Annotated in this window: 30 protein-coding genes and 1 tRNA gene; 8 read left to right on the top strand and 23 right to left on the bottom strand. The window is 28.1% G+C overall.

Features of this window, described 5'->3' with window-relative positions:
• Positions 1-131 precede the first annotated feature (131 nt).
• A complete protein-coding gene (locus tag LXD69_RS10355) occupies positions 132-1,253 on the top strand; it encodes a CNNM domain-containing protein (protein ID WP_045968007.1) in 1,122 nt (373 codons plus the stop codon).
• An 83-nt stretch (positions 1,254-1,336) separates the two neighbouring features.
• Here the strand turns inward: LXD69_RS10355 and LXD69_RS10350 are convergent, their stop codons facing one another.
• The 4 genes from LXD69_RS10350 to LXD69_RS10335 form a co-directional block, all read right to left on the bottom strand.
• Positions 1,337-2,185 (bottom strand): alpha/beta hydrolase, encoded by an 849-nt coding sequence (locus LXD69_RS10350; protein ID WP_246915217.1) that lies wholly within the window; start codon positions 2,183-2,185, stop codon positions 1,337-1,339.
• Positions 2,186-2,228: 43 nt separating this feature from the next.
• Complete coding sequence (locus tag LXD69_RS18020) at positions 2,229-2,819, bottom strand: TetR/AcrR family transcriptional regulator (protein ID WP_262916258.1); 591 nt, start codon at positions 2,817-2,819, stop codon at positions 2,229-2,231.
• Between the two features lie 115 nt (positions 2,820-2,934).
• Entirely contained in the window at positions 2,935-3,975 is a 1,041-nt protein-coding gene (locus tag LXD69_RS10340) for a PLP-dependent cysteine synthase family protein (protein WP_246915214.1), read from the bottom strand.
• A 79-nt stretch (positions 3,976-4,054) separates the two neighbouring features.
• Entirely contained in the window at positions 4,055-6,187 is a 2,133-nt protein-coding gene (locus LXD69_RS10335; RefSeq protein ID WP_246915212.1) for a S9 family peptidase, read from the bottom strand.
• Between the two features lie 66 nt (positions 6,188-6,253).
• Between LXD69_RS10335 and LXD69_RS10330 the strand changes: the two genes are divergently transcribed.
• Complete coding sequence (locus tag LXD69_RS10330; protein ID WP_045967998.1) at positions 6,254-6,577, top strand: YbaB/EbfC family nucleoid-associated protein; 324 nt, start codon at positions 6,254-6,256, stop codon at positions 6,575-6,577.
• 38 nt (positions 6,578-6,615) lie between these two features.
• Here the strand turns inward: LXD69_RS10330 and LXD69_RS10325 are convergent, their stop codons facing one another.
• Genes LXD69_RS10325 through LXD69_RS10315 form a run of 3 tightly spaced genes read right to left on the bottom strand, consistent with a single transcriptional unit; the run spans position 6,616 to position 8,608 of the window.
• Positions 6,616-7,332, bottom strand: a complete 717-nt coding sequence (locus LXD69_RS10325; RefSeq protein WP_045967996.1) for a tRNA threonylcarbamoyladenosine dehydratase — start codon at positions 7,330-7,332, stop codon at positions 6,616-6,618.
• A 29-nt stretch (positions 7,333-7,361) separates the two neighbouring features.
• Positions 7,362-8,015: a TatD family hydrolase gene (locus tag LXD69_RS10320; protein WP_045967994.1), complete on the bottom strand. Its 654-nt coding sequence runs from the start codon at positions 8,013-8,015 to the stop codon at positions 7,362-7,364.
• The gene (locus LXD69_RS10315; protein WP_246915209.1) at positions 8,015-8,608 is read right to left on the bottom strand and encodes a DUF1684 domain-containing protein; all 594 of its coding nucleotides are present in this window, start codon (positions 8,606-8,608) and stop codon (positions 8,015-8,017) included. Before LXD69_RS10315 ends, LXD69_RS10320 begins: the two co-directional genes overlap by 1 nt.
• Positions 8,609-8,691: 83 nt before the next feature.
• On the opposite strand from LXD69_RS10315, the gene LXD69_RS10310 reads away from it, so the two are divergent.
• On the top strand, positions 8,692-9,918 hold the full coding sequence (locus LXD69_RS10310) for an MDR family MFS transporter (RefSeq protein WP_045967990.1): 1,227 nt from the start codon (positions 8,692-8,694) through the stop codon (positions 9,916-9,918).
• A 29-nt stretch (positions 9,919-9,947) separates the two neighbouring features.
• Here the strand turns inward: LXD69_RS10310 and LXD69_RS10305 are convergent, their stop codons facing one another.
• Positions 9,948-10,649, bottom strand: coding sequence for a T9SS type A sorting domain-containing protein (locus LXD69_RS10305; RefSeq protein ID WP_246915207.1), 702 nt, complete (start codon positions 10,647-10,649; stop codon positions 9,948-9,950).
• A gap of 303 nt (positions 10,650-10,952) precedes the next feature.
• On the opposite strand from LXD69_RS10305, the gene LXD69_RS10300 reads away from it, so the two are divergent.
• The 3 genes from LXD69_RS10300 (at position 10,953) to LXD69_RS10290 (ending at position 13,361) form a co-directional block, all read left to right on the top strand.
• Positions 10,953-11,312, top strand: coding sequence for a BlaI/MecI/CopY family transcriptional regulator (locus LXD69_RS10300; RefSeq protein ID WP_045967987.1), 360 nt, complete (start codon positions 10,953-10,955; stop codon positions 11,310-11,312).
• Between the two features lie 2 nt (positions 11,313-11,314).
• Positions 11,315-13,156 (top strand): M56 family metallopeptidase, encoded by a 1,842-nt coding sequence (locus LXD69_RS10295; RefSeq protein WP_246915204.1) that lies wholly within the window; start codon positions 11,315-11,317, stop codon positions 13,154-13,156.
• Positions 13,157-13,220: 64 nt separating this feature from the next.
• Positions 13,221-13,361: a hypothetical protein gene (locus LXD69_RS10290; RefSeq protein ID WP_045967985.1), complete on the top strand. Its 141-nt coding sequence runs from the start codon at positions 13,221-13,223 to the stop codon at positions 13,359-13,361.
• Here the strand turns inward: LXD69_RS10290 and LXD69_RS10285 are convergent.
• Complete coding sequence (locus tag LXD69_RS10285) at positions 13,358-13,870, bottom strand: adenine phosphoribosyltransferase (RefSeq protein WP_045967983.1); 513 nt, start codon at positions 13,868-13,870, stop codon at positions 13,358-13,360. The genes LXD69_RS10290 and LXD69_RS10285 overlap by 4 nt on opposite strands.
• Before the next feature lie 102 nt (positions 13,871-13,972).
• On the opposite strand from LXD69_RS10285, the gene LXD69_RS10280 reads away from it, so the two are divergent.
• Both LXD69_RS10280 and LXD69_RS10275 read left to right on the top strand, forming a co-directional pair.
• Positions 13,973-14,046: transfer RNA gene (locus LXD69_RS10280), tRNA-Arg, on the top strand.
• A gap of 93 nt (positions 14,047-14,139) precedes the next feature.
• Positions 14,140-15,348 carry a site-specific integrase gene (locus tag LXD69_RS10275; RefSeq protein ID WP_246915202.1) on the top strand — a complete coding sequence of 403 codons (1,209 nt, stop codon included), beginning with the start codon at positions 14,140-14,142 and terminating at the stop codon, positions 15,346-15,348.
• On the opposite strand, the gene LXD69_RS10270 is transcribed toward LXD69_RS10275, so the two are convergent.
• The 14 genes from LXD69_RS10270 to LXD69_RS10205 form a co-directional block, all read right to left on the bottom strand.
• Positions 15,328-17,229 (bottom strand): hypothetical protein, encoded by a 1,902-nt coding sequence (locus LXD69_RS10270; RefSeq protein WP_246915198.1) that lies wholly within the window; start codon positions 17,227-17,229, stop codon positions 15,328-15,330. The two genes, LXD69_RS10275 and LXD69_RS10270, sit on opposite strands and share 21 nt — an antisense overlap.
• Before the next feature lies 1 nt (position 17,230).
• A complete protein-coding gene (locus tag LXD69_RS10265; protein ID WP_246915196.1) occupies positions 17,231-18,625 on the bottom strand; it encodes a hypothetical protein in 1,395 nt (464 codons plus the stop codon).
• A complete protein-coding gene (locus tag LXD69_RS10260; RefSeq protein ID WP_246915193.1) occupies positions 18,622-21,705 on the bottom strand; it encodes a phage tail tape measure protein in 3,084 nt (1,027 codons plus the stop codon). Before LXD69_RS10260 ends, LXD69_RS10265 begins: the two co-directional genes overlap by 4 nt.
• Positions 21,698-22,087, bottom strand: a complete 390-nt coding sequence (locus LXD69_RS10255) for a hypothetical protein (RefSeq protein ID WP_246915191.1) — start codon at positions 22,085-22,087, stop codon at positions 21,698-21,700. The genes LXD69_RS10260 and LXD69_RS10255 overlap by 8 nt, the downstream gene beginning before the upstream one ends.
• Positions 22,088-22,199: 112 nt before the next feature.
• Positions 22,200-22,448, bottom strand: coding sequence for a hypothetical protein (locus tag LXD69_RS10250; protein ID WP_246915188.1), 249 nt, complete (start codon positions 22,446-22,448; stop codon positions 22,200-22,202).
• 11 nt (positions 22,449-22,459) lie between these two features.
• The gene (locus LXD69_RS10245; RefSeq protein WP_246915186.1) at positions 22,460-22,900 is read right to left on the bottom strand and encodes a hypothetical protein; all 441 of its coding nucleotides are present in this window, start codon (positions 22,898-22,900) and stop codon (positions 22,460-22,462) included.
• Positions 22,887-23,186, bottom strand: a complete 300-nt coding sequence (locus tag LXD69_RS10240; RefSeq protein ID WP_246915184.1) for a hypothetical protein — start codon at positions 23,184-23,186, stop codon at positions 22,887-22,889. The genes LXD69_RS10245 and LXD69_RS10240 overlap by 14 nt, the downstream gene beginning before the upstream one ends.
• A 2-nt stretch (positions 23,187-23,188) precedes the next feature.
• Positions 23,189-23,449, bottom strand: a complete 261-nt coding sequence (locus tag LXD69_RS10235) for a hypothetical protein (RefSeq protein WP_246915181.1) — start codon at positions 23,447-23,449, stop codon at positions 23,189-23,191.
• 215 nt (positions 23,450-23,664) lie between these two features.
• Positions 23,665-24,045 carry a hypothetical protein gene (locus tag LXD69_RS10230; protein ID WP_246915178.1) on the bottom strand — a complete coding sequence of 127 codons (381 nt, stop codon included), beginning with the start codon at positions 24,043-24,045 and terminating at the stop codon, positions 23,665-23,667.
• 154 nt (positions 24,046-24,199) lie between these two features.
• Positions 24,200-24,688 carry a hypothetical protein gene (locus LXD69_RS10225; protein WP_246915175.1) on the bottom strand — a complete coding sequence of 163 codons (489 nt, stop codon included), beginning with the start codon at positions 24,686-24,688 and terminating at the stop codon, positions 24,200-24,202.
• Positions 24,688-25,428, bottom strand: coding sequence for a hypothetical protein (locus tag LXD69_RS10220; RefSeq protein WP_246915172.1), 741 nt, complete (start codon positions 25,426-25,428; stop codon positions 24,688-24,690). The genes LXD69_RS10225 and LXD69_RS10220 overlap by 1 nt, the downstream gene beginning before the upstream one ends.
• Entirely contained in the window at positions 25,418-25,594 is a 177-nt protein-coding gene (locus tag LXD69_RS10215; protein ID WP_246915169.1) for a hypothetical protein, read from the bottom strand. Before LXD69_RS10215 ends, LXD69_RS10220 begins: the two co-directional genes overlap by 11 nt.
• Positions 25,579-26,055: a hypothetical protein gene (locus LXD69_RS10210; RefSeq protein WP_246915166.1), complete on the bottom strand. Its 477-nt coding sequence runs from the start codon at positions 26,053-26,055 to the stop codon at positions 25,579-25,581. The genes LXD69_RS10215 and LXD69_RS10210 overlap by 16 nt, the downstream gene beginning before the upstream one ends.
• Positions 26,052-26,507 (bottom strand): CHAP domain-containing protein, encoded by a 456-nt coding sequence (locus LXD69_RS10205; protein WP_246915163.1) that lies wholly within the window; start codon positions 26,505-26,507, stop codon positions 26,052-26,054. Before LXD69_RS10205 ends, LXD69_RS10210 begins: the two co-directional genes overlap by 4 nt.
• Position 26,508: the final 1 nt, after the last annotated feature.

Here is a 26,508-nt window from a genome sequence, read left to right as displayed (position 1 = left end):
AGATTCTTCTTTTTATGATTAACAAAGAAAACTTATTATTTTTTTAACATATATTTAGAAAATATAGATCACTCTTATAATTAAAGACATTCAGTATTTTTGTAAATTAGCTATCTAATAAAAAAACATCAATGAGTCTCTTATTATTCTACGCGTTTATTTCTATTTTCTTTTCATTTTTATGTTCTGTTCTTGAAGCAGTACTTTTAAGTGTCACACCAACCTTTATTAATGTTAAAAAAAATGAAGGAAAATCTTTTGCTAGTGAGTTAGAAACTTTAAAAAAAGATGTTGATCGTCCTTTAATTGCTATACTTACATTAAACACTATAGCACATACCGTTGGTGCTATATTAGTAGGTGTACAAGCAAAAGTTGCTTATGCTGAAAGTTTTGGTAATTCAAGCGCTAATTTTTTAGGATTAACACTAACTGAAGATATGATGGTTGGAATTGTATCAACAATCATGACTATTTTAATCTTAGTAGCATCTGAAATTATTCCTAAAACTATAGGAGCTACTTATTGGAAACAACTAGCACATTTCTCTACAAAGGCACTTAGAGTTTTAATTTTTCCATTAAAATATACTGGTTTATTATGGCTCCTACAACTTACTACAAAGCTTATTGGAGGCAAAGGTCATCATGGTAGCATTTTAAGTCGTGAAGATTTTCATGCTATGGCAGATATGGCTCAAGAAGAAGGTGTTTTTCAAGAATCTGAAAGTAAAGTAATTAAAAACTTACTAACATTTAAAGATGTTCGTGCTAAAGATATTATGACACCTAGAACTATTATGAAAATAGAAGATGAAAATACAACTATTGAAGCATTTTTCTTAGAAAATTCTAATCTTCGTTATTCTAGGATTCCTGTTTATAACAAATCTTCTGACAATATCACAGGGCTCGTTTTGAAAGATGATATATTTAAAGAAATGGCATTTGGTAATGGCTCTAAGACATTGGCAGATATTAGACGAGATATTATGGTTGTAGGACGTAATTTAGCAATTCCTTACATTTTTGAACGATTGATAGAAAGTAAAAATCACGTAGCCTTAGTTGTAGATGAATACGGTTCCGTTAGTGGTTTAGTTACTCAAGAAGATGTTATTGAAACCCTTTTAGGGTTAGAAATAATGGACGAGAGTGATAGTGTTGCTGATTTACAACAATTAGCTAGGAAAAGTTGGGAAAATCGCGCTAAACATATGGGAATTATTGACGATAATAAAATCGAAGATTAACTCAAAAACTTCATTTCATCATCTCTTAAAAATATATTTTTTTAAGAGATGACTATTATACTTACATTTACTACAAATAAATTTTAATAATAAACTTGAACTTCTTCCTTTATAAAATTAATAATTTCATAATCTAGCTCTTTAGATTTTAAATTATGCCCTAATCCTTCTGTTAACAATAATCTGCTATTTTTAATAACTTCAGACAAGGTTTCAGTATATTTTGAATCAGTATCCTTATCGTCTTTATCATGTATTAATAAAATTGGAATTTCAATATCTTTTGAAAATTCTTTTGCAGAAAAATAAGAAGGATAATATCCTAATTCATGTTTAAATTGCTCAATAATCAATTTCATTGATTTAGCATTTAATGATAATAAATTTTTATAAAAAACAAAAAAATCACTTGCTTCTCCTGGTGCTCCCATTATAACTGCTTTTTTAATATCAATTTCTTTATTATCATGTAAAGCGTATTGAAGAGCAAAACCTCCTACTGAATGTGCAATTGCATAATCAACTGTTGTTATTTCTTTCAAAAAAGCATCCAAACAATTTTTATAGATTAAAAGATTTAATATTTTCCCTTCCGATAGTCCATGTGCTGGAGCATCAAAAGCATAAATAGTGAAATCGTCTTCTTTCATTTTTTCAATTATCTTTTTCCATCTAAAAGTATTACTTGCCCAACCATGTATTAATAAAACTTTTTTTGATCCATTTCCCCATTTATAAGCTTGCACATTTTTTCTTTCAAACTGAAACTGAAACATTTCTGCTGTTTCAAGAAACTTCAAATGATGAGGCAATACTTTTCTACTAAATGGATTACAAAATAATTCATATCCTTTTTGTTTTAATAATGATGGTTTTACGTATGCCAATATATTAAAATACACCCCTGTTAATTTTATTATTATTTTTTTCATATTTTTATTTTGATACCAATCGGTATTTTTTTATTTAAAAAAATTATATTTTATATATCTCTAAATGTCTTTTTAAATGTTTTGTAACTAATTTTATATCCATGTTATTATTATTTAATTTACTCATCATAATAGCTCCTTCCAAACTTGCAATAATAACTACAACTGTTTCTTCAATATTTATTTCAGGTTTTAATTGATTATGTTTTACTCCATTAATTAAAATTTTCTCAATTGCTCTTTTGATTGTGTCTAAAAAATATTTTGCCTTTAATCTTAAAACAGAATCTGTCTCATCAACTTCAATAGCTGTATTTAATAAAGGACAACCTCCTTTTATTATAGGGTTATTAGTATAAGAACAATAAAAATCAAGAATAGCATATAACTTCTCAAAAACATTTGCTCTGTTTTTTATTTTCTCATTCAGAGTTAACATCACCAGTTTTGACATATAATCTAAAGATTCTATTTCTAAAGCTTCTTTGTTTTCAAAATGTCTATAAATTGCGCCTTTTGTATAACCACAAGCTTCTGTTATTTCACTTAAGGACGTACTTTTATATCCTTGTGTATTAAACAAGATACTAGACTCTTTAATTATTCTATCTTTTGTAAAATCTGATTTTTTCACTTGACAAAGATACCGATTGGTATCAATAAAACAAAATAAAAATATTTTTTTCGCTTTTATTAAATAAAAAACTCCGAGTTATACTCGGAGTTTTTAGTTATTTATAATTATATTTTTACTTTATAATTTCAACTTTTTGCGTTTCTTCACTGTTAACGCTATCAAAAAAGCCTTGTTCACTCATCCAATCATCACTAAATACTTTACTCATATATCGAGAACCATGATCTGGAAAAATAACTACCACTACACTATCTTCTGCAAATTCTCCTTCTTCTCCAAATTGTTTTATTGCTTGCAAAGCTGCTCCAGATGTATATCCTACAAACAACCCTTCTTTTCTTGCTATTTCTCTTGCTGTATGAGCACTATCTTCATCTGATACTTTCATAAATTTATCAATCATATCAAAATCTGTAGCTGTAGGAATTAAATTTTTCCCTAAACCTTCAATTCTATATGGATAAATCTCTTTGTCATCAAATTCTTTGGTTTCGTGATATTTCTTTAAAACCGATCCAAAAGCATCAACTCCTAATATTTTAATATTTGGGTTTTTCTCTTTTAAAAATCTTGCTGTTCCTGAAATTGTTCCTCCAGTTCCACTACAAGCAACCAAGTGAGTAATTCTTCCTTTAGTTTGCTCCCAAATTTCTGGCCCTGTTGTTTTATAATGTGCATCAATATTTAAATCATTGAAATATTGATTTATATATATTGATCCTTTTGTTTCTTCATGCAAACGCTTTGCTACATTGTAATAAGATCGCTCATCATCAGCAGAAACATGAGCAGGACAAACATATACTTTTGCACCCATTGTGCGTAACATATCTATTTTATCCTTTGATGATTTTGAACTAACAGCTAAAATACAGTCATATCCTTTGATAATACTCACCATAGCTAGACTAAAGCCAGTATTTCCAGATGTTGTTTCAATAATTGTATCTCCAGGTTTCAGAATACCCCTACGCTCAGCCTCATTAATAATGTATAATGCGATTCTATCTTTCGTAGAATGTCCCGGATTAAAAGCTTCTACTTTAGCATAAAAATTACCTTCTATATTTTCAGTTACTCTATTTAATTTAATTAGAGGTGTATTACCAATTAATTCTAAAATATTGTTGTAGGCATTTATTTCTTCTTTCATAAAAACTAAATTAGTTGGGGAATATCATATCACTTTTTTTGAAGCCCCAAAACCCTGCAAATTTAACAAAAAAATTTAACTACTCCTTAATTTTCTCTAAATCTAATAAAAAACTAAATTCTTTAGCCACATCTTTAAGAGCTTCAAAGCGTCCTGAAGCACCGCCATGACCAGCATCCATATTAGTATTTAAAAATAATAAATTATTATTTGTTTTTACTGCTCTTAACTTTGCAACCCATTTTGCTGGTTCCCAATACTGAACTTGAGAATCATGTAGCCCTGTAGAGACGTACATATTTGGATAATCTTGAGCTTTTACATTGTCGTAAGGTGAATAAGACAACATATAATCATAGTATTCTTTTTCATTTGGATTTCCCCATTCGTCATATTCCCCTGTTGTTAATGGAATTGAATCGTCTAACATGGTTGTTACAACATCTACAAATGGTACCTGAGCTATAACTCCGTTATATAATTCTGGTGCCATATTTATTATTGCTCCCATTAACAATCCTCCTGCTGATCCTCCTTCTGCATATAAATGTTTTGATGATGTGTATTTTTCATCAATAACATATTTTGAACAGTCTATAAAATCTGTAAATGTATTTTTCTTTTTCAATAGTTTCCCATCTTCATACCATTGTCTTCCTAAATCTTCTCCTCCTCTAATATGTGCTATTCCAAAGATAAAACCTCTATCTAACAAACTTAATCTTGTAGTTGAAAAATAAGGATCCATCGATGCTCCATAAGATCCATAAGCGTATAATAAAAATGGATTTGATCCGTCTTTCTTAATTCCTTTTTTATAAACCATAGAAATTGGCACTTTTGTTCCGTCTGTAGCTGTTGCCCAAATTCTTTCTTCTACATAATTATTTTTATCAAATTTCCCTCCTAAAACCTCTTGTTCTTTTAATATTGTTTTATCTTTTGTTTCCATATTAAAATCTATAACTGATGATGGTGTTGTTAAAGATTGATATGCATAACGTAGAATATCTGTATCAAAATCAGGGTTTGTTGTAGTGTATGCTGTATATGTTTCACTTTCAAAAGGTAAATAGTAAGCTCCTTCTCCACTCCAAGGACGTATTTGAATTTTATTTAATCCGTTTGAACGTTCTTCAACTACTAAATATTTTTTAAAAATATCAACTCCTTCTAATAAAACATCATTTCTATGAGGAATAACTTCTGACCAATTTTCCATGGTAGTTTTTTGCTCATTTGTTTTCATCAGTTTAAAGTTAGTTGCTCCATCTTTATTTGTAACTATATAAAAACTATCTCCATAGTGTGAAATACTATATTCTAATCCTCTTGTTCTTTTTTGAAAAACTCTAAATTTTCCATTTGGATTATTAGCTTCTAATATTTGATATTCAGAAGTTAATGTACTACTAGAGCCTATAACTATATATTTTTTAGATTTTTCTTTATAAACAAATGTTGCAAAAGTATCGTCTTTTTCATGGTACACTTGTTCATCTTTATCAACGCTTGTATTTATAATATGCTTGTAAATCATGTCTGAGCGTAGTGTTTTTGAATCTTTTTTTGTGTAAAAGATGGTTTTATTATCACTTGCCCATGTACTTCCTCCTGTTGTGTTTTCAATTTTATCTGAAAGAATTTCTCCTGTTTCTAAATTCTTAATTTGTATTGTATATTGTCTTCTAGAAACTAAATCTACTCCAAATGTTGCCCATTTATTATCTTCACTTACACTTAATCCGCTTAAATTAAAATAAGAATGTCCTTTTGCCATTTCGTTACAATCAAACATAATTTCTTCTTTTGCATCTAGGCTTCCTTTTTTACGTGCATAGATTGGATAATCATTTCCTTTTTCAAATCGTGTTATATAATAATAACCGTTATAAAAATAAGGTACCGATGTATCATCTTCCTTAATTCTAGCTTTCATTTCTTTGAATAAATCATCTTGTAATTTCTTAGTATGAGCTGTCATTTTCTCATAATATTCATTTTCTTTATTCAAATAATCAATTACTTCTTTATCTTCTCTATCATTTAACCAAAAATAATTATCTGTACGAACATCACCGTGTTTTTCTAAAGTATGCGGAACAATTTTAGCTATAGGTGGCTGAATATCTGTTTTCATTTCTTCCTTTTTTTCTTTACATGAAGCAACAAAAATAAATGAAATTGAAGCCAAGTATGAAATTTTTTTCATGAAGTTATACATTAAAAGTTAACAGCTAATTTAGTATTTTTGTAGAAATAAAAAAATTAAAATATCATGTTTGGAGATATTATGGGAATGATGGGCAAAATAAAAGAAACCCAAGAAAAAATCGAAGTCACAAAAAAACGCTTAGATACTGTTTTAGTTGACGAACAAAGTAGTGATGGATTACTTAAAGTTACTTTAACAGCCAATAGAGAAATAAAATCTATAACTTTAAGTGATGATTTACTTCAAGACAAAGAAATGCTAGAAGATTATTTAGTGACTGTTTTAAACAATGCTATTAATAAGGCAACTAATGTAAACGAAACAGAATTAGCTGCAATAGCTAAAGACGGTATGCCAAATATTCCTGGAATGGATTTTTTTAAATAAAAAAGAGGATTTAAAAAGTCCTCTTTTTTATTATTATACTATTTCTTTAACAAATACTTTATTACTGTTTCTGCCGCATGAAGTCCAAATAATGCTGGCATCCAACTATTTGTTCCGTAAAATGATTTTTTAAAGTTAGTTCCATCTGTTAATTTAACACTAGAAGCATCTGGTCTTTCAATAGAGTAAACTGCTTTTACACCTTTATTTATACCTTCCGCTTTTAAACGTTTACGCATATTTTTTGCTAACGGGCAATATTCGGTTTTACTAATATCTCTAACAGTAACTTTACTAGCTTCATATTTCCCACCAGCACCCATATTACTTATTACTCTTACTTTTTTACGTTTAGCAGCAACAATAAGGTTTAATTTCGGTGTAACACTATCAATACAATCTAATACATAATCAAATTCAGGTGTTACTAGCTCAAATGCTCTTTCTGGAGAAAGAAATTCTTCTATTCTAGTAAGTTTTAATTCTGGGTTAATGTCTAGCAATCGATCTCCTACAATTTTTACTTTTGGTTCTCCAACTGTTGAATGCAAAGCTGGTAATTGCCTGTTAATATTTGTAATATCTACTGTATCACCATCCACAATTGTCATTTTTCCTACTCCTGCTCTTGCTAAAAATTCGGCAGCAAAACTACCTACTCCACCTAATCCAACAACTAAAACATTTGCATTGGTTAATTTATTTATTCCTTCTTCTTTAAATAATAATACTGCTCTTTCTTGCCACTTTGCCATGTTCTCTTTAATATTTAAATTTTAAATGTTTATAGTTGACGACCAAAAACATTCACATAATTATTTTCTATATTACTTTTCAATTCATTCAAATTCATTTCCTTTATTAATCTCGCTTTTTCATAAACTTCAACAATTGTTTCTTCTATTGTATCTGTTTCTAAGAAGAACTTATCATCAGGAACACTTTTAAAAACATTAATTAATTCAGGGTTTCTTAATAAATATTTACCAAACGACAAATAAAATCCGTTATCCAAAAGAGACTTTGCTACTTGTTCATTTTTTGAGAAACCGTGGATAATCATTGGGTTTTGAATATTCATTTCTTTTTTAAGCCTGATTATTTCTTGATAAGCCGCAACACAATGTAGAATAATTGGCTTATTTGTTTTTTTTACTAATTCTATTTGCTTCTTAAATACCTCTATTTGCATTTCTAAAGAGATTTCTATTCTTTTATCTAATCCACATTCTCCAAGAGCTAAACATTCTGATAATTGTAATTTTTCTTCAATACATTTCAAATCTAACTCAAGCCTTTCTTTTTTAATATACCAAGGATGGATTCCAATAGAATAATGTAAAATATCTGCTTTAAATTCCCAAGGGTACTGATTTACAACTTCTAAAATAGAACTATCATTTAAGGAAGAATGTGTATGTAAATTAACATATTTCATTAATCATGATATTTTTTAACACCAGCTTCAATAGCTATGTCTAAATCATTTTCCAATGGCACTATAGGACACGAATATTTATAATTATAGGCACAATAAGGATTGTAAGCCTTATTAAAATTAATAATAACTTTATCTGAAGTTGGAATTCTCATATCAATATAACGTCCTCCAATGTAGCTTTCTTTCCCACACGTTAAATCTGAAAAAGGCAAAAACAAATAATCTTTAAAACCTGGTTTTCTAGACAACTCTATATTCTGATACACATTTAACATATAATCATTTCCATCTATTTTAAAATGTAATTCACCATATTTTTTATACATAGGTGTTCTATCTGTAGAGGTTTTCATTTTAAAGGGTTTTTCTTTTTTTACTTTTACAAAAACTGCCTCTACAATTAATTTTTCATTTACAGGATAAAAATCTAATGTTTTAAAATATAATCTATCTTCGTCTGTTAAGGGACTTTTTAATGAATCTGCAAATTCCTGATTCATTTGCTCCTGAAACTCATAAGCCTCTTTTACTTCTGCATTTTGAGCTATAGTGAAATTAAAAATCAATAGAATAATGAGATATTTATACATAATTTATTTTTTGCAAAAATATATATTTTATCTAATATTATTTTCATTATTTGATTTTGTACCTTTGATTTTTAAGCAAAACCATGTTAAAAAGAAGCCTTCAAAAATACATTAACAACTTTAGAGGATTTTCAAGAGAAATTTGGATTCTAACTTTAGTCACTTTCATCAATAGAGCAGGAACAATGGTTTTACCATTTCTATCTAAATATTTAAATGAAGATTTAGGTCTTAGTTTAAATCAAGTAGGTTGGATTATGGTAAGTTTTGGTTGTGGCTCTATGTTAGGATCATGGTTAGGTGGTAAATTATCAGATAAAATCGGTTTTTACAAAGTAATGATATTCAGTCTTCTAACAAGCGGTCTCATGTTTTTTGGATTACGTCATATTACTACCTATGAAGGCTTATTAGTTGCCATTTTTTTGATTATGACAGTTGCTGATATGTTTAGACCTGCAATGTTTGTTTCTCTAGCCGCTTATGCCAAACCAGAAAACAGAACAAGAGCTTTATCTTTAGTTAGGTCTGCAATTAACTTAGGTTTTATGGGTGGACCAGCAATTGGTGGATTAATAATTCTTAATATAGGTTACAAAGGTTTGTTTTGGGTTGATGGCACTACTTGTATTATTGCAATTCTAATTTTTTGGCTAAAAGTCAAAGAAAAAAAGAAATCAGAATATTTAAAAGAGAATCAAAATAATGATATAATAGTTCCTTCTGTTTTCAAAGACACTCCTTTTATTATATCATTATTTATTTGTTTAATAACAGGTATATTATTTTTTCAGCTTTTTACAACATTACCTATATATTATACGAAGCAATTTAATTATAATGAATTTGAAGCTGGCTTACTCCTCTCTTTTAATGGCTTAATGATTTTTATATTCGAAATACCTTTAATTAATTATTTACAGCGAAAAAAGATAAATGAAGTTAAGCTAATTACTATTGGAACATTAATTATGTCTATTTGTTTTTTCCTTCTATTAATAAATTTTTGGTCAGGTATTTTAATTATTATGATTTTCTTTATGACTTTTGGAGAAATGTTAGCCTTTCCATTTTCTAATTCTTTTGCAATGAGTCGAGCACCTAAAGGACATGAAGGACGCTATATGGCTGTTTTTTCAATGAGCTATAGTTTAGCCCATATTCTCTCAGCCAAAACCGGTTTTGCAATTATCGATGCTTATAAAAGTTATCAATATAACTGGTTTTTTATGGGAAGTTTAGGTTTAATTGGAGCTATTCTTGGCTATTTAACTCTAAAACTAATAAAAAGGGAAAGCAATAAAGTATAAAATTATTTTCCCTTTTTATTAATAACTATTTATTCTTTAATTATTTTAAAACTTTCATGAACATTATCAGAATTAATTGAAACAATGTAAGTTCCTTTAGATAAATTAGAAACATCGACAATCTCTATTGATGAACTAATTTTTGTTTTCATTACTTGTTTACCTAATAAGTTATGTATACTAACATTTAACATATTTTCATCTTTATAAGAAATCACAAATGAATCTTTTACTGGATTAGGATATAATTTGAAATTAGAAAAATTAACACTTAGATTACTAAAAGTATTCACATCCATCCCATAAAGAAAGTTAGATGATGTTGCTTGTGATACTCCTACTAAGATGGTTTCTCCTAGAATTACATCTGTTGAAATAAAAAGACCTCCAGCTAGTGAGCTTGTTGCTCCAGCAGGACTTGAATTATTAGCACAAAATCTTGCAGTTGCATTTGATGTTGTTGTTATTGAAATTGTAGATGTAAGTGTTTTTGTTATTGGATCTACAACATAAATAGATATACTTGCTGCTCCACAATAAACATTTATCCCATCCGTAGTCATAAATCTTGTACCTGACAGACCAGCTACTTGAAATATTTCAACAAAAGCTCCTGTATTACTTAAAACATAAATATTATTTGATTGCCAAGCTGAAACCCAAAATTGATCATTAATAAATACAACTCCTGCATTCCCAGCCGCTCCAATAGATGCTCCAATATCATACAAAAATTCTGTTGTTAAAGTCGAAAATTAACATTATTAGAATGGGAACCACACTGATTTTCAACATTTGGAGCTATGTCTTCCATTTGACTATAACCAAATAAGGAAAATAACATTACACTCAATAAAAAGGAGTTTTCTCTCATAATAATTAAATTTTAACATTCTAAATCATTATTCGACAAACGACTACATTAACCACCATAAAACAATTAATTCAAAAACTTAAAAAATAGTTAAATAACTATATAAATAGTTGTATAACTAAAAAAATAGTTATACGTTTGATATATCAAAATATTTTTTATGCAAAAACTCACAAATAAAGAAGAAGAAATCATGCAAATTTTATGGAAGTTAAAGAGAGCTTTCGTGAAAGATATTCTTGAGGAAATTATTGAAGACAAACCTCATTACAATACTTTATCTACTATAGTAAGAAACCTTGAGGAAAAAGGTTATGTCAGTTATACTGCTTATGGCAAAACACATCAATATTTTCCAATAATTTCTATAGAAGATTATAGAGCGAAATTCATGAATACTGCTATTGAAAATTATTTTAATAGTTCGTACAAAAATTTAGTTTCTTTTTTTGCTGAAGAAGAAAAAATTTCGGCAGATGAACTTAGAGAAATATTAGATATTATTGAAAAAAGGAAGTAATTATGGAAAATACTTTTCTATATCTTTTAAAAGTAAACGGTTTACTAGTTGTATTTTTTTTGGCATATTATTTTTTACTCCGAAAAGAAACATTTTTTCACAGCAATCGTTGGTTCCTTCTAATTGGAATTATCAGTTCTTTTGTATTACCATCGCTTTTATTTACAAATATTGTTTGGATTGAAGCGAAACCAATAGCAAATGAAACCATAAATAATCTATTACCAATAGCACATGATTCATCTATTTCAAATATTGAAAAAACAAATCATTTTAATTGGTATCAGATATTAGCATATATTTATTTTATTATTAGTTCTGTTCTATTATTCAAACTGTTTATTGAGATAATCTCTTTCTTTAAAATTGTAAAAAAAGGACAAAAAAGCAAATTAGAAACCATAAAAATTATAGAAACTAATGAAAATCATAATCCTTTTTCATTTTTCAACTATTTAATATATAGTAAATCCAATTTTACTGACGAAGAACTAAAATATATTTTCATCCATGAGAGAGTTCATATTGAAGAAAAACATAGTATTGATGTATTACTTTCAAAAGTACTTTGTCTACTATTTTGGATTAATCCAGTAGCTTGGTTATACAGAAAAGCAATACTCGAAAACCTAGAATTTATTGCTGATTATAGAACTACAAAAATTACTAACAATCCTTATAATTATCAAAAAACATTATTAAAAACAATCAATAATAAAAATCAATTATCAATCACAAATCAATTTTATCAATCATTAATCAAAAAACGAATCGTTATGTTAAACACCAATCAATCAAACAAGAAAAATCTTTGGAAATATTCCATTGTAGTTCCTTTCCTAGTTGCTTTTGTATTTTTTTTTCAAATTGAAACTATAGCGCAAGAAAAAAAACAAAATCCTGAATCAAAAAACATCGAGAAAAAATCAAAAACTGAATTTGAAATTAACAAAAACACTACCGATAAAAGCCTTAACGAGATAATCTCTATTTTCAAGAACAAACACAATCTTAATTTAGAGTTTAATACCGTAAAAAGAAACAAAAACAATGAGATTGTAAAAATAAAAGCTTCTTCAAATATCGGTAAAACTTATAATTCAGTAATCGAATTAGAAAATAAAAATGGTATTTCTCCTTTTATTATAAATATAAAAGAAGATAACTATAACAATAAGAACGTAGTTTTTACAAACACGGAAAGTTCATCTATAAATATTCAAAAAAACAAAATTTCTAGCAATGAAGATAGTAACATTACGAACTATGGAAAATGGAAAGTAGAAAAATATTTAAAAGATGACAAACCTGTATTATTTGTTGTTAATGGAGAAAAATTAACTCCTGGATCAAACATCAAATTAGATAAAGGTTTTGCTGTTATTCATTCAAAGGAATTAAACGCAGAAGAAGCTAATAAAAAATATGGTAGTCAAGGAAAAAATGGAGCTTATGAATTAATAATAGAAGAGATGAGTAATTTCTCTAATTTCCCAAGTCCTCCAAGCTTTCCAATACCTCCATCTCATCCTTATAAAAACTTAAAAACACCTCCAAGTCCTCCTGAATTCCCTAATATCCCTGAACTTCCTTCAAATCTTGATGATGAAAAAGAAATGAAGAAATTTGACAAAAAAATGAAAGATTTTGAAAAGAAAATGGAAAAATTAGAACCTCAAATAAAGAAATTTGAAAAAGAAATGGAAGCTTTTGAAAAAGAAATGGAGGCACATGAACCAAATATAGAAGCCTATGAAAAGGAAATAAAAATTTATGAAGAGCAAATGAAGATATATGAAAAAGAAATAGAAAAACATCTAAAAAAACTCGAAAATAAAAATTAATAATCTAAAAAAACAACCTATAATAAGGTTGTTTTTTTATCTATATTTGTCAAAAAAATAAACGATGTATAAATTATTGGCTAAACTAAACAAAGCTTTATTACCAAGTTTTACTAAACAAGGTTTAGACCCTATTAAGGCTAAAAAATGGCAAAAAGCAATTATAGCTTATCGTTATTATATTACTATAAAATCTCTAGATTAATAAGTTAACGCTGCAAAAATATCTTTCCCTTTCAATTTCTCTCTTCCATTTAAAAATGAAAGTTCCATTAAGAAATTACATTGCACAATTTCGCCACCCAATTTTTCCACTAATTCGCAAACTGCTTTTGCAGTTCCACCTGTTGCCAAAACATCATCATGAATAAGAATTCTTTCTCCTTTTTGGATAGCATCTATATGTATTTCAAGATTATCAGTTCCATATTCTAACTCATAAGAAGCCGAAATAGTTTCAAAAGGTAATTTTCTTGGCTTGCGAACAGGAATAAAACCTGCATTTAATTTTTGAGCTAATAACATCCCAAAGAAGAATCCCCTACTCTCAACACCTACTACTTTATCAATCTTTTTTTCTTTCAAATCATTGATTAACAACTGCAAACAAGCCTCAATTGCCTCATGATTAGCTAAAAGAGGAGTTATATCTTTAAAAACAATTCCTGGCTTTGGAAAATCCTGAATATCACGGATATAATTTTCAATATTCATTTTCTATATTTTTTTATCATTTGAGTTTGCAATTTACACAATTATATCTATATTTGCACCCTCAATAACAAAGCACATAATTTATACTTTGTTAAGTAAATTGGCCTCGTGGCGCAACTGAATAGCGCATCTGATTACGGCTCAGAAGGTTACAGGTTTGAATCCTGTCGAGGTCACTGAAAATGCTTACAAAGGCGTGAAAGATATACTTAAAAAGTATAACTATCACGCCTTTAGCTTTTTATAACCTTTTTAAAACTTAAAGCTTTATGTTAGAAAATAAAATTTTAATTAATAACTACCCAATTAACTACCCAATAAAAATGAATGGGAAGCTTTCATATAAAGTTAAAATAAAAAAGGACCATATAAGAGTTGATGGTACTTGTGCTATCTATGTACAATGTTTTCTTAATTCAAATAAAAAAATGTTTCCTGTAAACATTTCAGTAAAACCATCTGAATTTGATGATCTAAAACAAAGAGTAAAGACCTCAAATAAAAATTACAAGGATTATAATATCATAATTGAAAAATTGCTTTCTCAAATTCATGAAATAGAATTAAATTATAGATTAACAGGAATGGCCTTGACCATGGAAAATTTAGTTCGTGAACTAACTAATCCTACATCATGGATAGATTTTATTCAGTTTTGGGATGAAGAACTTGTAAGGCAAAAAGGAATAATTAAAGATTCTACACTCAGACAACAACGATCTGCATTTTCTAAACTCAAAGAATACAAGGAGACAATTTATTTTCATGAATTAAATGAAGAGTTTTTCGAAGATATTTTGAAATGGCTTAGAACAACTAAAAAAAACGGTAAAAACACAATAGCATCTTTTATAAAAAACTTTAAGAAATACTTACATATAGCTCAAAAAAGAGGTATAAGAACACCTTTATCTTTTGATGATATAAAAACACCTTCTTTTAAAGGAAATAGAACATTTCTTGATGCATTAGAAATAACCCAATTGTATAAATACTATAATTCTGAATTCATTAACGAAACTCATAAAACAGTAATTGCTATGTTTTTATTTTCATGCTTCTCTGGTTTAAGAATATCAGATATTTTGCGGTTTGACAAAGAAAATATTATTGGTGACTATATTGTTTTTGTGGCTCAAAAAACTGAAAAATTGCAACGTATAACCTTAAACAATTCAGCAAAGAAATTCTTAGAAGGGAATCTCATTTTCAATAACAAATTCACAGGAGAATACATAAACAGAACTTTGAAAGATATTTGTAAAATTACTGGTATAAAAAAACGTGTGTCTTTCCATGTGGCCAGACACACATTTGCTACTAATTTCTTGATATCTGGAGGAAGAATAGAAGTTTTGCAAAAAATACTAGGGCATTCTAAGATTGAAGAAACAATGATTTATGTACACATTGTAGAATCGATATCAAACGAACAAATGTTTAATCTTGATGATATTTTAAATATTAATGCTCTCTAAAATCATTTTAAGTTCATTAATCTTGTTAGATGTTTCAGTAAATTCTATAGAAACCAATCTATATCTTTGATTGTCTAAGTAAATTGCTTTGGCTTTATAAATTCTAGCTATTTCTGGTTCTGTAAAAGCTCCGACAATTTCACAAGAAGAAGCACTAAGTCTAAATTTCAACCATTTTTTCCAAAAAGAATCATGTATTCCTTTATTTCCTTCCATTTCTAAGCTATATCCTTCTTCAGTTGTATTTGAAATATAAGGAGCATTTATTGGAGCATAAATCATTAACCCAGTACCTTCTTTGTTTTCTAAATCTTCAGATAAATTGGCAGTTACTTCATTATTAGGAACTAATTTAAATCCATTATGTAATTCTTTTGTAAATGAACTTACTGCTATATCATTAATTGATATAAACAAAGATGCATCTTCATTATTCGCATATTTTAGGACAAAGGAAGAATTAGCTGCTAAATCATAAGAAGACCTTACCATTGATTTTTCAATAATTACAGGTTTTTCATTAATATCAATGTTTTCATTAAAATTTAAGGTAATGGTTTTTTTAAAATCATCTATATCTACATCAAGATTAAACAAATTTTTTAGATTATTAATGTAGGAACCAACACTCCATTCGGGTAAGAATCTGCCAAGATTTAGTGTTGGATGCATGAAAGTATACTCTTTAGAAATATCTGGTGTAAATCTAATGTAATAATCAACTGGCATTTGTTGTTGTGGATTGAAATAATGAAATTTCAAATCTCCTGTAACAGCTACTTCAAATGTTCCTTGAACAATATTATCTCCACCATTAACATCATCAAAACTTCTTTTCCAAACATCTACAGCAGTAATAGTTATATCTCCAAATATTTGCAGTTTAATTTTTTTTGAAGCATCTGAAACTGATAAGTCTTGCTGTAATTCAAAATAGTAGAAAACGATATAATTACCTGGAGCTAATCCTGTGAAATTTTCATTTTTTCTATAATTTAAATATGGACCAGAACTAAACTCAAACCATGTAGGCTGATCAAAAATAACATCGGTTGTTGGAAGGTATAAATTAGTTTTGCACATATTATTATTTTTAGAAAAGAATAAAATTTTCTTAACTAATTCATGGTTTACAAAATCTCCTTTTATTTTCCAATTAATAGATTCAAAAATGTAAAATAGAGGTGATAATAAATAAACTTGTGGTGCAGCAACATTCTTTTGTTCTACTGAAATTATTGAATTGACAATATCTACATCATAAGTGTTTTCAACAAATACTCCAGATAGAGTTTCATCAATATCGAAAAGATTTATATAATTTTGAAATAGATACCAAGGATCATCTAGTTCTAAATCTGTTCCAAATTTATTCTTCCAATACATGGAAGGAAACTGCCATCTAATTTCTGGAAAAGATTTATCTAAAAAAGGTAAAGGATATGTTTCCCAATAAGAAACGCCTGTTAACACAGAATCTGATATTTCAGAAAAGGGTTCTGGATCTGTTTCATCTGGAATAACAGATACAATTGGCATAAATTCTGAAATCTTTTTATTAATTACCGTTAATAGTTCAGAATTATACTTTAAGTTGCATTTTCTAAATCCATTTAAAACAGATAATTGTTGTAGTTCTCCATAGTATTTTACACCAAGTTCGAGTACTGTTACTGGAATTATTTTCTTTTTATTGATGGAGGTTATATCTGAAGAACCAAGAGCTTTCTTTGTATTTTCATTTTCTATAATTAGAAAAGGTGCTGTTGAATGAGTTACTTTAAATTCTGAAGACAAGGAATTATTCTCTTTTTTTAATCTAAGAGTGTCTTTTTGAAAATTAAGTTCGATATTATTTGCAAAAATTTTAATGATGCTCATATTAAATATTGATTAGTTGTAATGTTGCATTTGTTCCAGAAGGACCATTTAAATTATTACTACTAAAACTATAGCTTGTACCTGGAACTAAATCAAATTCAAATTCATAAACCCCTGATTCTGTAAAATCCTGTTGATGTAATAAAGTTGCAGGAGCAGGATATACATTTGTTAAATAAACTCTAAAGAAAAATAAAGCATTTAAAGGCTCACTAGTTGGAACATCTACAATTATTCTTAATCTCTTATATACATTTGGAACAATCCACGAACCATGACCAGTATTATTTTCTATAGTTGCATACAATTCTGGTTCTTCACTTACAATGGTTGTCGGAGAAAAAGAGTTTTCAAAAGGAAGGCCTTTTTTAAATGTAAATTGTAAATCTTCATCATATATATTCAATCTACTTTTAAAGTTTGTACTTTTCTTTGTTGAAGTATTTATTGGTAGATAATTAGAACCATTTTTAAAAAAGCAATCGAGACTTAAAGCTATTTGATTAATAATGTCTTTTTCTAAAATATTTAAATTACCTGTATTAATTTTATAAGTACCTGTCTCATCAATAGAGTAAATTTTAAAATCGTTATTAGTAGTTTCATAAGTTTCAACTTTATAACCAGAAGTGTTTTCTAATTCTCCATCAAAATAGGCTGGAATGTAATAACCAAAATTATTTCTAAAAATTATTTCTACTATATCAAAGTTAGGCAATCTTATAATATTATATGTTTTACTTTGAGTTTCAGAACCAACAGTTATTTCAACATTTAAGTATAAATTATCATAAACAATAGTAACATCATTTAAATCTAAAGTAAATAAATAAGCTTTTTTTCCAGAAAAAGTTGCAACCGAAGTTGTGTACAATATATTATTTAATTCATCTTTAACATTAATCAAAATTGATTCATCTGAAGCATTTACAAAAAATGGAATTACTAAAATTCCATTTTTTGAAATTCTTAATATTTCTGGTTCCAAACCTAAAAACGAAATTTTATCGTTATCATTGAAAATTACAGATTTTAAATTGTACATTATATAAAAATCTGGCATTCCTAAAAAATCAATTAAAGAATCATCATCTATTAATCTTTCCTCAATTATAATCTTAATTTTTTTAATCAAATGAGTTTGTTCTACTAAGCTTGTAGAAAAAGGAATTAGCTCTGGGTTGAAATAAGCATTGTATAAAAAAATTAAATCTTTATTAGCTGTATAATCATCCTGTCTAGACCATCCTTGTTCATCAAATAATACATCATTGATGTATATTTTTGCTCTAAAATAATAACCATCTCCATTCGTAGAAGAAACACTTATGGTAGTATTGTTACCATCTAATAAAATTGAATTTTCTGTGGGTACATTTGAAATTGTTATACTCATGATACAGTTCCGTTTTGTGTTGATTGGTTTATTTCTTCGCTCATCTCGTTAAGAGCTTTAACATCTTGATAGCCTATATTTAATTTTGCCATAATTCCAGAAGACAAAATGCTATTTAATTGATTTATTGCTTGAAAAAGCATAGCTGAATCATTTAAAGGTTGATTTGAATTATCTTGAACTACTCCAGAAGAAACTTCACCACCATCTACAAAACCACGCAATTTCCTTTGTCTGTTATTTTCTAACCAAGATATTGTATCTGCAAATTGTGGATCTTGTGTCATTACTTCTGGAATGACATATTCATTTTTATGCACATAACCAGTAACAGGTCCATATTCATCATTTCCTAGTGCTGGTTTTGTTCCAGTAGCTCCACCATAGAAGAATTTAGGAGTTTTTACAGAATTTATTTTTTTTGCAGCTGATAAAACATTTGCAACAGCAACAGCCGTTCCAGCAACTTTTGAAATCACATCAAATGGAGAAGGAAGTGTTGATTCTTGTTCCCAAATTCGTGCAACTGCTAAACCTTGGGATATTGCAACTGTAGCCAATGCAGCTGCTTTTCCTGCTGCTGTATTTTCTCCTAGTAGTTTAGCTATATTAGAGAATAATACTCCATATTCAGCAAGTTTAGCATCACGCTCAGCTCTTGCAATTTGAATTTTAGCTTGAGCTGTTTTTTCGTCTAAATCTTTTGAAAGAAAAGCAAATTGTTGTTCAGTAATAAATCCTTTTCTTTTTCTTTCTACTAAATCAGCATATTCTCTTTCATATTGTTGATCTATCCTAATTCTTCTTTCTTCAAATTCATTTTCAGCATTTATAAGTTCAATTTCTTTATCCGCAATTAACTGTTCTGCTTTTCTTTCTTTTTCTTGAAGTTCAAAGTTATTTTTTAATTCTTGAGTTCTTCTTTGAAATTCAAGGTCTAATTCTTGATTTTTTAAATAATATTCAATATTTAAAGCTTCAAGATTAGCATTTAAAACTTCTTGCGAAGTACCTTCTAATTCTGCTTTTGCAATTAAATCGGCTTTTTTACGCTCTAATTCTTGGTTATTAAATTCTATTTGAGCATTACGAATAGTATCTAATTTATCTTCTTCAGCTGCTAAAATTTCTGGAGTTAATTGCTTTTCTTTATTTAGATTTTCTTTAATTTCAAAAAGATATTGGTCTAATTGAGCTTTTGCTAATCGTGCTTTTGCATCAGCTAGTTCTTTGGCTAACTTATAAGATTCTCTAGCTTCTTTTTCTTCTAGTGCTTTACGTTTTTCGTATGCTTTTTGTCTTTTATCTGCTTCTTTTTTATCAGCTTCTTCCTTTGCTAGTCGCTGTTTTTCTAATTCTGCTTTTATTAAAGCAGTATTTTCTGCTTCTTTCTTTTTAATAGCTTCAGCTTCTTCAGTTTTTACCTTAAGTTCTACCTCTTTATTTTTAAATGAATCTAAAGTTTTTTTAATTTTTTCAATATCAAAACCTAGAGCTTCTAATAATGGTCCCACATTATCTACAATAGCTTTAATAGTATCAATAATTTTATTTTGAATTTTACCAAAAGTCTCAAAAACGATACTACCTAAATTTAAAAACCCTTTTTTAACAGCATCAATAGCACCACTAAAATCTCCTTGAAATAATTTAGTAACAACATCTATAACTGTCTTTATTCCATTGGAAAAAGCCTTTAAAATACCTCCTATTAATTCAAAAGCAGTAACTACAGTTGCTTTTGTATATTCCCAAGCATTAGAAAAAACAACTCCTACTAAATCAATAAGAGGTTGAATGTCTTCTTTTAAATCAGAGATATAATCTAAAATAGAAGTCATTGATTCTGTTGCACTTACTTTTATTCCTGTCCAAATATCTCCAAAACCTTCTATTTCAAAAAGTTTAGACTGTGCTTTGTTATATTTTTCTGTTGCTTCTTGCAAAGCTAATTGACCTTTTGCTGTTTCTGATAAAGCACGTGTAGAAGATTGCTCTAGTACATCAAATATTTTAGCTGCACCTCCAGCATCTTCCCCAGCACCTTTAAAAACGTCAGCTGTTAATTGTGCATATTGTTGTTGAGAAAGATTAGATTCTTTTGATTTTATTGCAATTTCTTCTAAGGCTTGTTTCGTTGTGGTTTGGCCTGTTCTAATTCTTAAAAGAATATCATCTGTAAAACTTGCACCAAAAGCATTTACTAAAGCATCACGTGTGGTTTTTGTTTGTTCTTTTAATGATAAATCAGCTTCTTTTAACGCATCAGGCAACTTATCAGTATATATACCTAGATCATATCCTGTATTTATTATATCCACAAACTCTTGAGCAGAATATCCTGCTTTGGCAAAAAATTCATCATACTCACCTAATGAAGATAAAAATTCGCTATTTTGAGCACCTCCATTTGCTAAACCTTGAGCAATAATATCGTTCGCTTCACTCATTGAAATTTTATATGTTTCAGAAAGTGATTTTGCTTTTTGTGCTATTTCGCTAAATTCTTTATCAAAAGTAGAAGCTGTAGCTTGTATTTCGTCTCTAACTTTTCCTATTTCGGAAGCACTTACACCTAATGCTCTAAGTTCTTTGTTTGAAACTTCTAATTTTTTATTAAAATCAAAAAGATACTTGGCACCAACAACTAATCCTGCAAGAGCTGCAATAGCTAAACCTATTGGAGAAGCAATAAATGCAAGCGTTGATTTAAGTAAACCGCCCATTCCTGCTTTTAGTTCTAAAATGCCTTGCTTTGCTCCTGATAGATCACCAGATGTTAATGAAGAATAGATGCCAGATAGAGCGCCACGAAGACCCCCAGAAATTTCTTTGGCATCTTTCATTGTGTTATTAGTAAGTCCAAGCTCTTGTCTATATTCTGCTTGTTTTACTTTTAAATTAGCCATTGTCGTGGTCAATTCTTTTGAATCCTGATCGTATGTTTCAGAATCTTTATTTAACAGACGTAATCTATTGCGAACTTGTGCCATTGCACCTTCAACACCTTTTAAAGAATTTTCTACTTCCTTTCCATTTACATAAATGGAAACTCTTCGTGTAACGTTATCTTTAGCCATTTCCTAAAAGTTTAAAATCTATTCTTGAAACAATTGATTCTGCTCTGGAACTACCTATTACATCGGCTAAATCTTCTACTAATCTGCCGTTTTCAATTGCATCTACTAAAAACTCTCTTGCTTTTAAACGAGTGTTTACCCCGTTTTTCTTAGAACCTTCAAAACCTACATGAAGAATAGGATAGATATAATATGGAGTTGAAATAGTAATTCTATCCAACAGCTCATTTTTAAAAACTGGTTTTACAGTAGATCTACTAGCCAAACCAGTTCCTTTATTTGTTTTGGATTTAATACTTGATAAAAGATTTCTCTTTAAACGATTAGAGAACTCTTTACCAGCCTTTTTTTCTAAAAGAAAGATGTCTATTTCACCTGCCATTGTTACTTTATTTTAAAGTAAAATTAAAGTGTGGTAGATCTAAAAAATAGGACAGAAAAAAACCACTCAATTGAGTGGTTTTATAGATTAATACAAAAAATTTAATCTAATATTATTTATTTATTATTTCTTCTTTTAAAAGTTTTATTATTTCTGAAATTTCTTCCTTGTAACTTTTTGAATTTAATTCTAATTGGAAAATAACTTGCTTAACTTGTTCATCTGACAAAATCATTCTTCTATTGTCATTTTTAATAAATAATTGGTTATTTTCAATTTTTAAAAAATCTGTATCTAAAAAAATGATTGTAGTAAGTTTTTTACTATTTCCAATTGCCGCATTTACTGTTATTGTTTTCATGTTTTAATTATTTAGATTATATCAATTATGATTATATTAAAATCAAAGTTACCACTAGTAGAACTTACTGTTATTTCCACATAATTGGATGAAACAGTATCATAAGATAGATTTCTGTTTTTTCCCATACCTAGAATAATGTAGTCATTATCTATCATAGGCGTGGAAAAGGTAATTCTATATTTTCCAGTAGCAATATTTGTTACACTTGATATTCCATATTGTTTAAGTATTGTTCCAGGTTTATCAATTACTACAAATGCGTAAACTTTATATGGTGCAAATATTAAATCTCCATTAGGTTGACTTTCAACTGTTCCTTCTTGAAGATTGCGAACTCTAACACCACCATTTACATCTAAATCATTGGTTGGTGTGGTTGTATTTATTCCTACTTGTGCAAAGGATATCGCATTTATAAATAAAAATATAAATAATTTAATTGTTTTCATTTTTTCTAAGTATTAAATTATTATACAAAATTTCTGCTGTATTTGTAGAATGTGGACTTTTACCAAAATCTTCTTCGCTAATAAAGTGTTCAATTAAAGAAGGTTCTGCATCATCATTCATTTGTACTTGTAGTATTTTAATGAATTGGTTTATAATAAAGTGATTATTATAATAAGGTTCTTCATCTAGCATTAAAGCTACGCTAAGTTGTTGTGCATAAATAGCATCATACTCATACTGCTTTTGTAGTTGCAGCATGCTTTCTATAAATAATTCTTTTTCCATGATTAACAAACAGTTTGAAGAATATGAATAGAATTAGGCTGTAAGCCTTTATGAATGGAAAGAATACCTTTTGTAATGTTGCGTTGAAACACAACTATTTCATTGCGATACAAAGTATCTTCATCTGTAATGGAAGAACAAAGTAGATCTTCACTCATTTTGTTTAACACCAATAACATTTCTAGTGGTGTCATTTCGTTAAATACTTGCTCCTTTACAATTTCAAGAGTAAGTGGTTGTGCATTAATAATTGTTTTTGGCATGATAAAAAATTAAAAGAAGCGGTGTTGCCAAGGTACAATACAATGCAAAGAAAGTAAAACCCCAGGGATTTAAACCCTGACACCGCTATATTAATAATAATTTTTTTTTGGACAACTAATAACATTGTATTGTTTTTTGGCACTACAAATATATACAAAAAAAGTTACTATACAAATACTATACAATAAAAAATAAAAAAAACTCAATTGACTGTTTATAATGTAGTTGCATCATTAGTAAATTGAAGTAATGTTTTTAAACTTTCATAGGCATCAATAAGCTTATTTCTAGTTTCATTATCTTCGCACCAATCGCTTCTTAATGTTACATTATACATTAAATCGAGTGATTTGTTTACTTCAGAAAAGGTTCTAACAAAAAAAACCTTTTCTTTAATTTCTACTAATAATTCAGAAGATAGAGTTACAGTTATATTCTGAAGAATTTCTTTAGAAATAGCAACTTCTTTTTTGGATAATTTGTTTTCAAAAATTAAATCCATTAATTCAAATTTCAATCTATTTAAGGTTATGTTTTTTTTTGTTAAATCTTTAAAAAAAATAGCCTCTTGGTACTTTTTAATAATTTCATCCATAAAATTTTCTTTTATTAAGAATTCATAAATTATTTTTTTTAATTTTTTTTATAGTTTTATTTCAGAAAATACTTTTTTTTAACAATTTTTATAGTTTAACTATAACTACACAAACAAAATTTTAGTATATCTATACATTTATTTAACTTTTAAACTAAAAAAACCATTTATCTGGTTCAAAACAAAGTGGTTGTCTTGGTGTAATGCTATACTTTACATTCCACCCATACATGTTGTCGAATATAGGACCTACTTTTTCACACTCAATAGAATCTAAATCTACACAGCCATACAACCATGAGGTTTTATCATTATATAATTGCTTTAAATAACTAATAATATCAATTGCAATATTTTCTGTTATATCTAATACTTCTTCTTGCTTGGTATAATTATCGGCTTTTCCTGTGAAATCTAACAATAGAAATGAAATATATTTAGGAGAAAATGTAGTTGTATTGTTAGAATTAGGTTTTATACCAAATGAATGGCTTTCTAGCAATAATGCAGGTGTAGCAATTCCAGCTCTAAACTTTCCTGATATTTCACTCCAGTTAAAACGATAAAAGCCATTAATATCTAAATGAGCTGTTGCAATTTCTTCATGAAACTGAACTATTTTACTATGTGTTGCTTCTCTCATTATTTCTTTGATTTAGCTTTTTGCATGGTTTCAATATCATCTTGAAACTGAAAAAGGAATTCGTAAATATTTGTTTGCTTGATAATAGGTGTTTTCGACAAATCTCCTTTTGCCATTTGTTGTATTATTTTACCAAAACCAGTTCTGTTTTTTGAAGAAGCACCTGCTTTTGATTTTGGGAAAGCCTTTTTAAACTTGTTTGCAATATGATTTTTACAACCAAAATAAGCTATTTCTGTAGCCAATAATGTTTCATTTGAAACTGCCTTGTTTATTTGTCCAGGTAAATCTAATTTATTAAATAGTTTTCGCTGTGGTTGTTCTTGATACAAGACATGAAAAAGGTTTTGTGCAAACTCTATATCTTTAGTTTCACGAAATCTAATGTGTAAATCATCAGCAACCGCAAATTCATCTGCAGTTAGATTTATGATTCTATCCATAGGACCATAATATAGCTTTTTACCTACTTTTATAATTGGTTCAAACTTTGTCCGGTTATTATCTGTAAGAATAAAAGCAATATATTTCTTCCATTCTGAATAAGGAACTTGAGAAAGAAAGTAATAAAAATTAGCCGACTTTTTGAAATGGTACCACTTGAAATTGAAAAGCACTTTTAAAAGTCTTATATCTCTGATTAGACTTGCATCTGAAGTAGAAATAAGCAAGGCAATTCTTTCGAATTGCTTTTGATTGAGTTCGTTCCATTTAGCAGGTATGTTAATATTAATTCTCATCGAAAGGATTTTTAGTTTCTCGAACCATTTGCTTTTCAATTTGCATTATTTCGGCACATACTTTTCCAAAATCTCGAAACAAAGTATCACTAACTGTTGACATCATTTCTATATGAGAAAATAACGTCGCTTTTTTAATTCTAAGATTACTTAATTTTTGTTCCATTTTAAATTTTCAAATAATTTTGTAGTTGCTTTATACTCTCTTATAATTAAATATATAGCAATTATTATAACTATAATTATAAAGAGAAAGAAGGCTGAAAAAACTCCGAGAATTAGAAAAGTATTATCTGTTTCTTTGTTTTTCTTATCAATAGATAATTTTTCATTTGACTTCTTAATTTGATTAGTATCTTCTTTAATTTCTTCCTTTATATATCGTGTGTTGTTTATTACTCTAGTATTCCAAACGGTATCTTTTTTACCATTGTTATTCCAAAACATAGGTTTTGTAAGATCGACAGGTTCTAGGATATAATCATTTGAATTTATCCAACGATTTGTATTACTGGAACTATTAGAATCTTCATTAGAAGAAGATTCTAATTTTAAATTTGTTTTGTCTTTTTTAATAGATCCACAGGAAAATAATACAAAAGAAATAATTACTAATATTAATCTCATGATAATAATGTTTTAACAGTTACAAATAGAGCTACAGATTTATTTCTTTTTCTTTCCATTACTATTCCTCCATTACTATCATTACCGATAGATGTATTACCTTCAATCGTAATAAATTCATTTTCATTTATCCATTTTACAAACAAACCTGTATGATCATAACGGCCATCTTTATTCCAATCAAAAAAAACAATATCTCCTGGTTGAGGATTATTAGTAATACATTTATTTTTCTTGAAATAAGCTACAGCAGTTTGACATCCTGCAAACCCTTTAGAAAATCCAATTTTCGATAATTGGTGACCAGCTTGTGCATAACACCAACTAACAAAAATACCACACCACGGCACACCATCGAAACCAAACCATTTACCATATTTTGTTTTATTACTATTTTTAGGAATTTCAACATTTCCTATTTCCGCTTTTGCGATTTCTACTATTTTACTCATA

The sequence above is a fragment of the Flavobacterium sediminilitoris genome (assembly GCF_023008245.1).
Lineage (GTDB): Bacteria > Bacteroidota > Bacteroidia > Flavobacteriales > Flavobacteriaceae > Flavobacterium > Flavobacterium sediminilitoris.
This window is presented reverse-complemented; position numbering and strand designations above follow the sequence as displayed.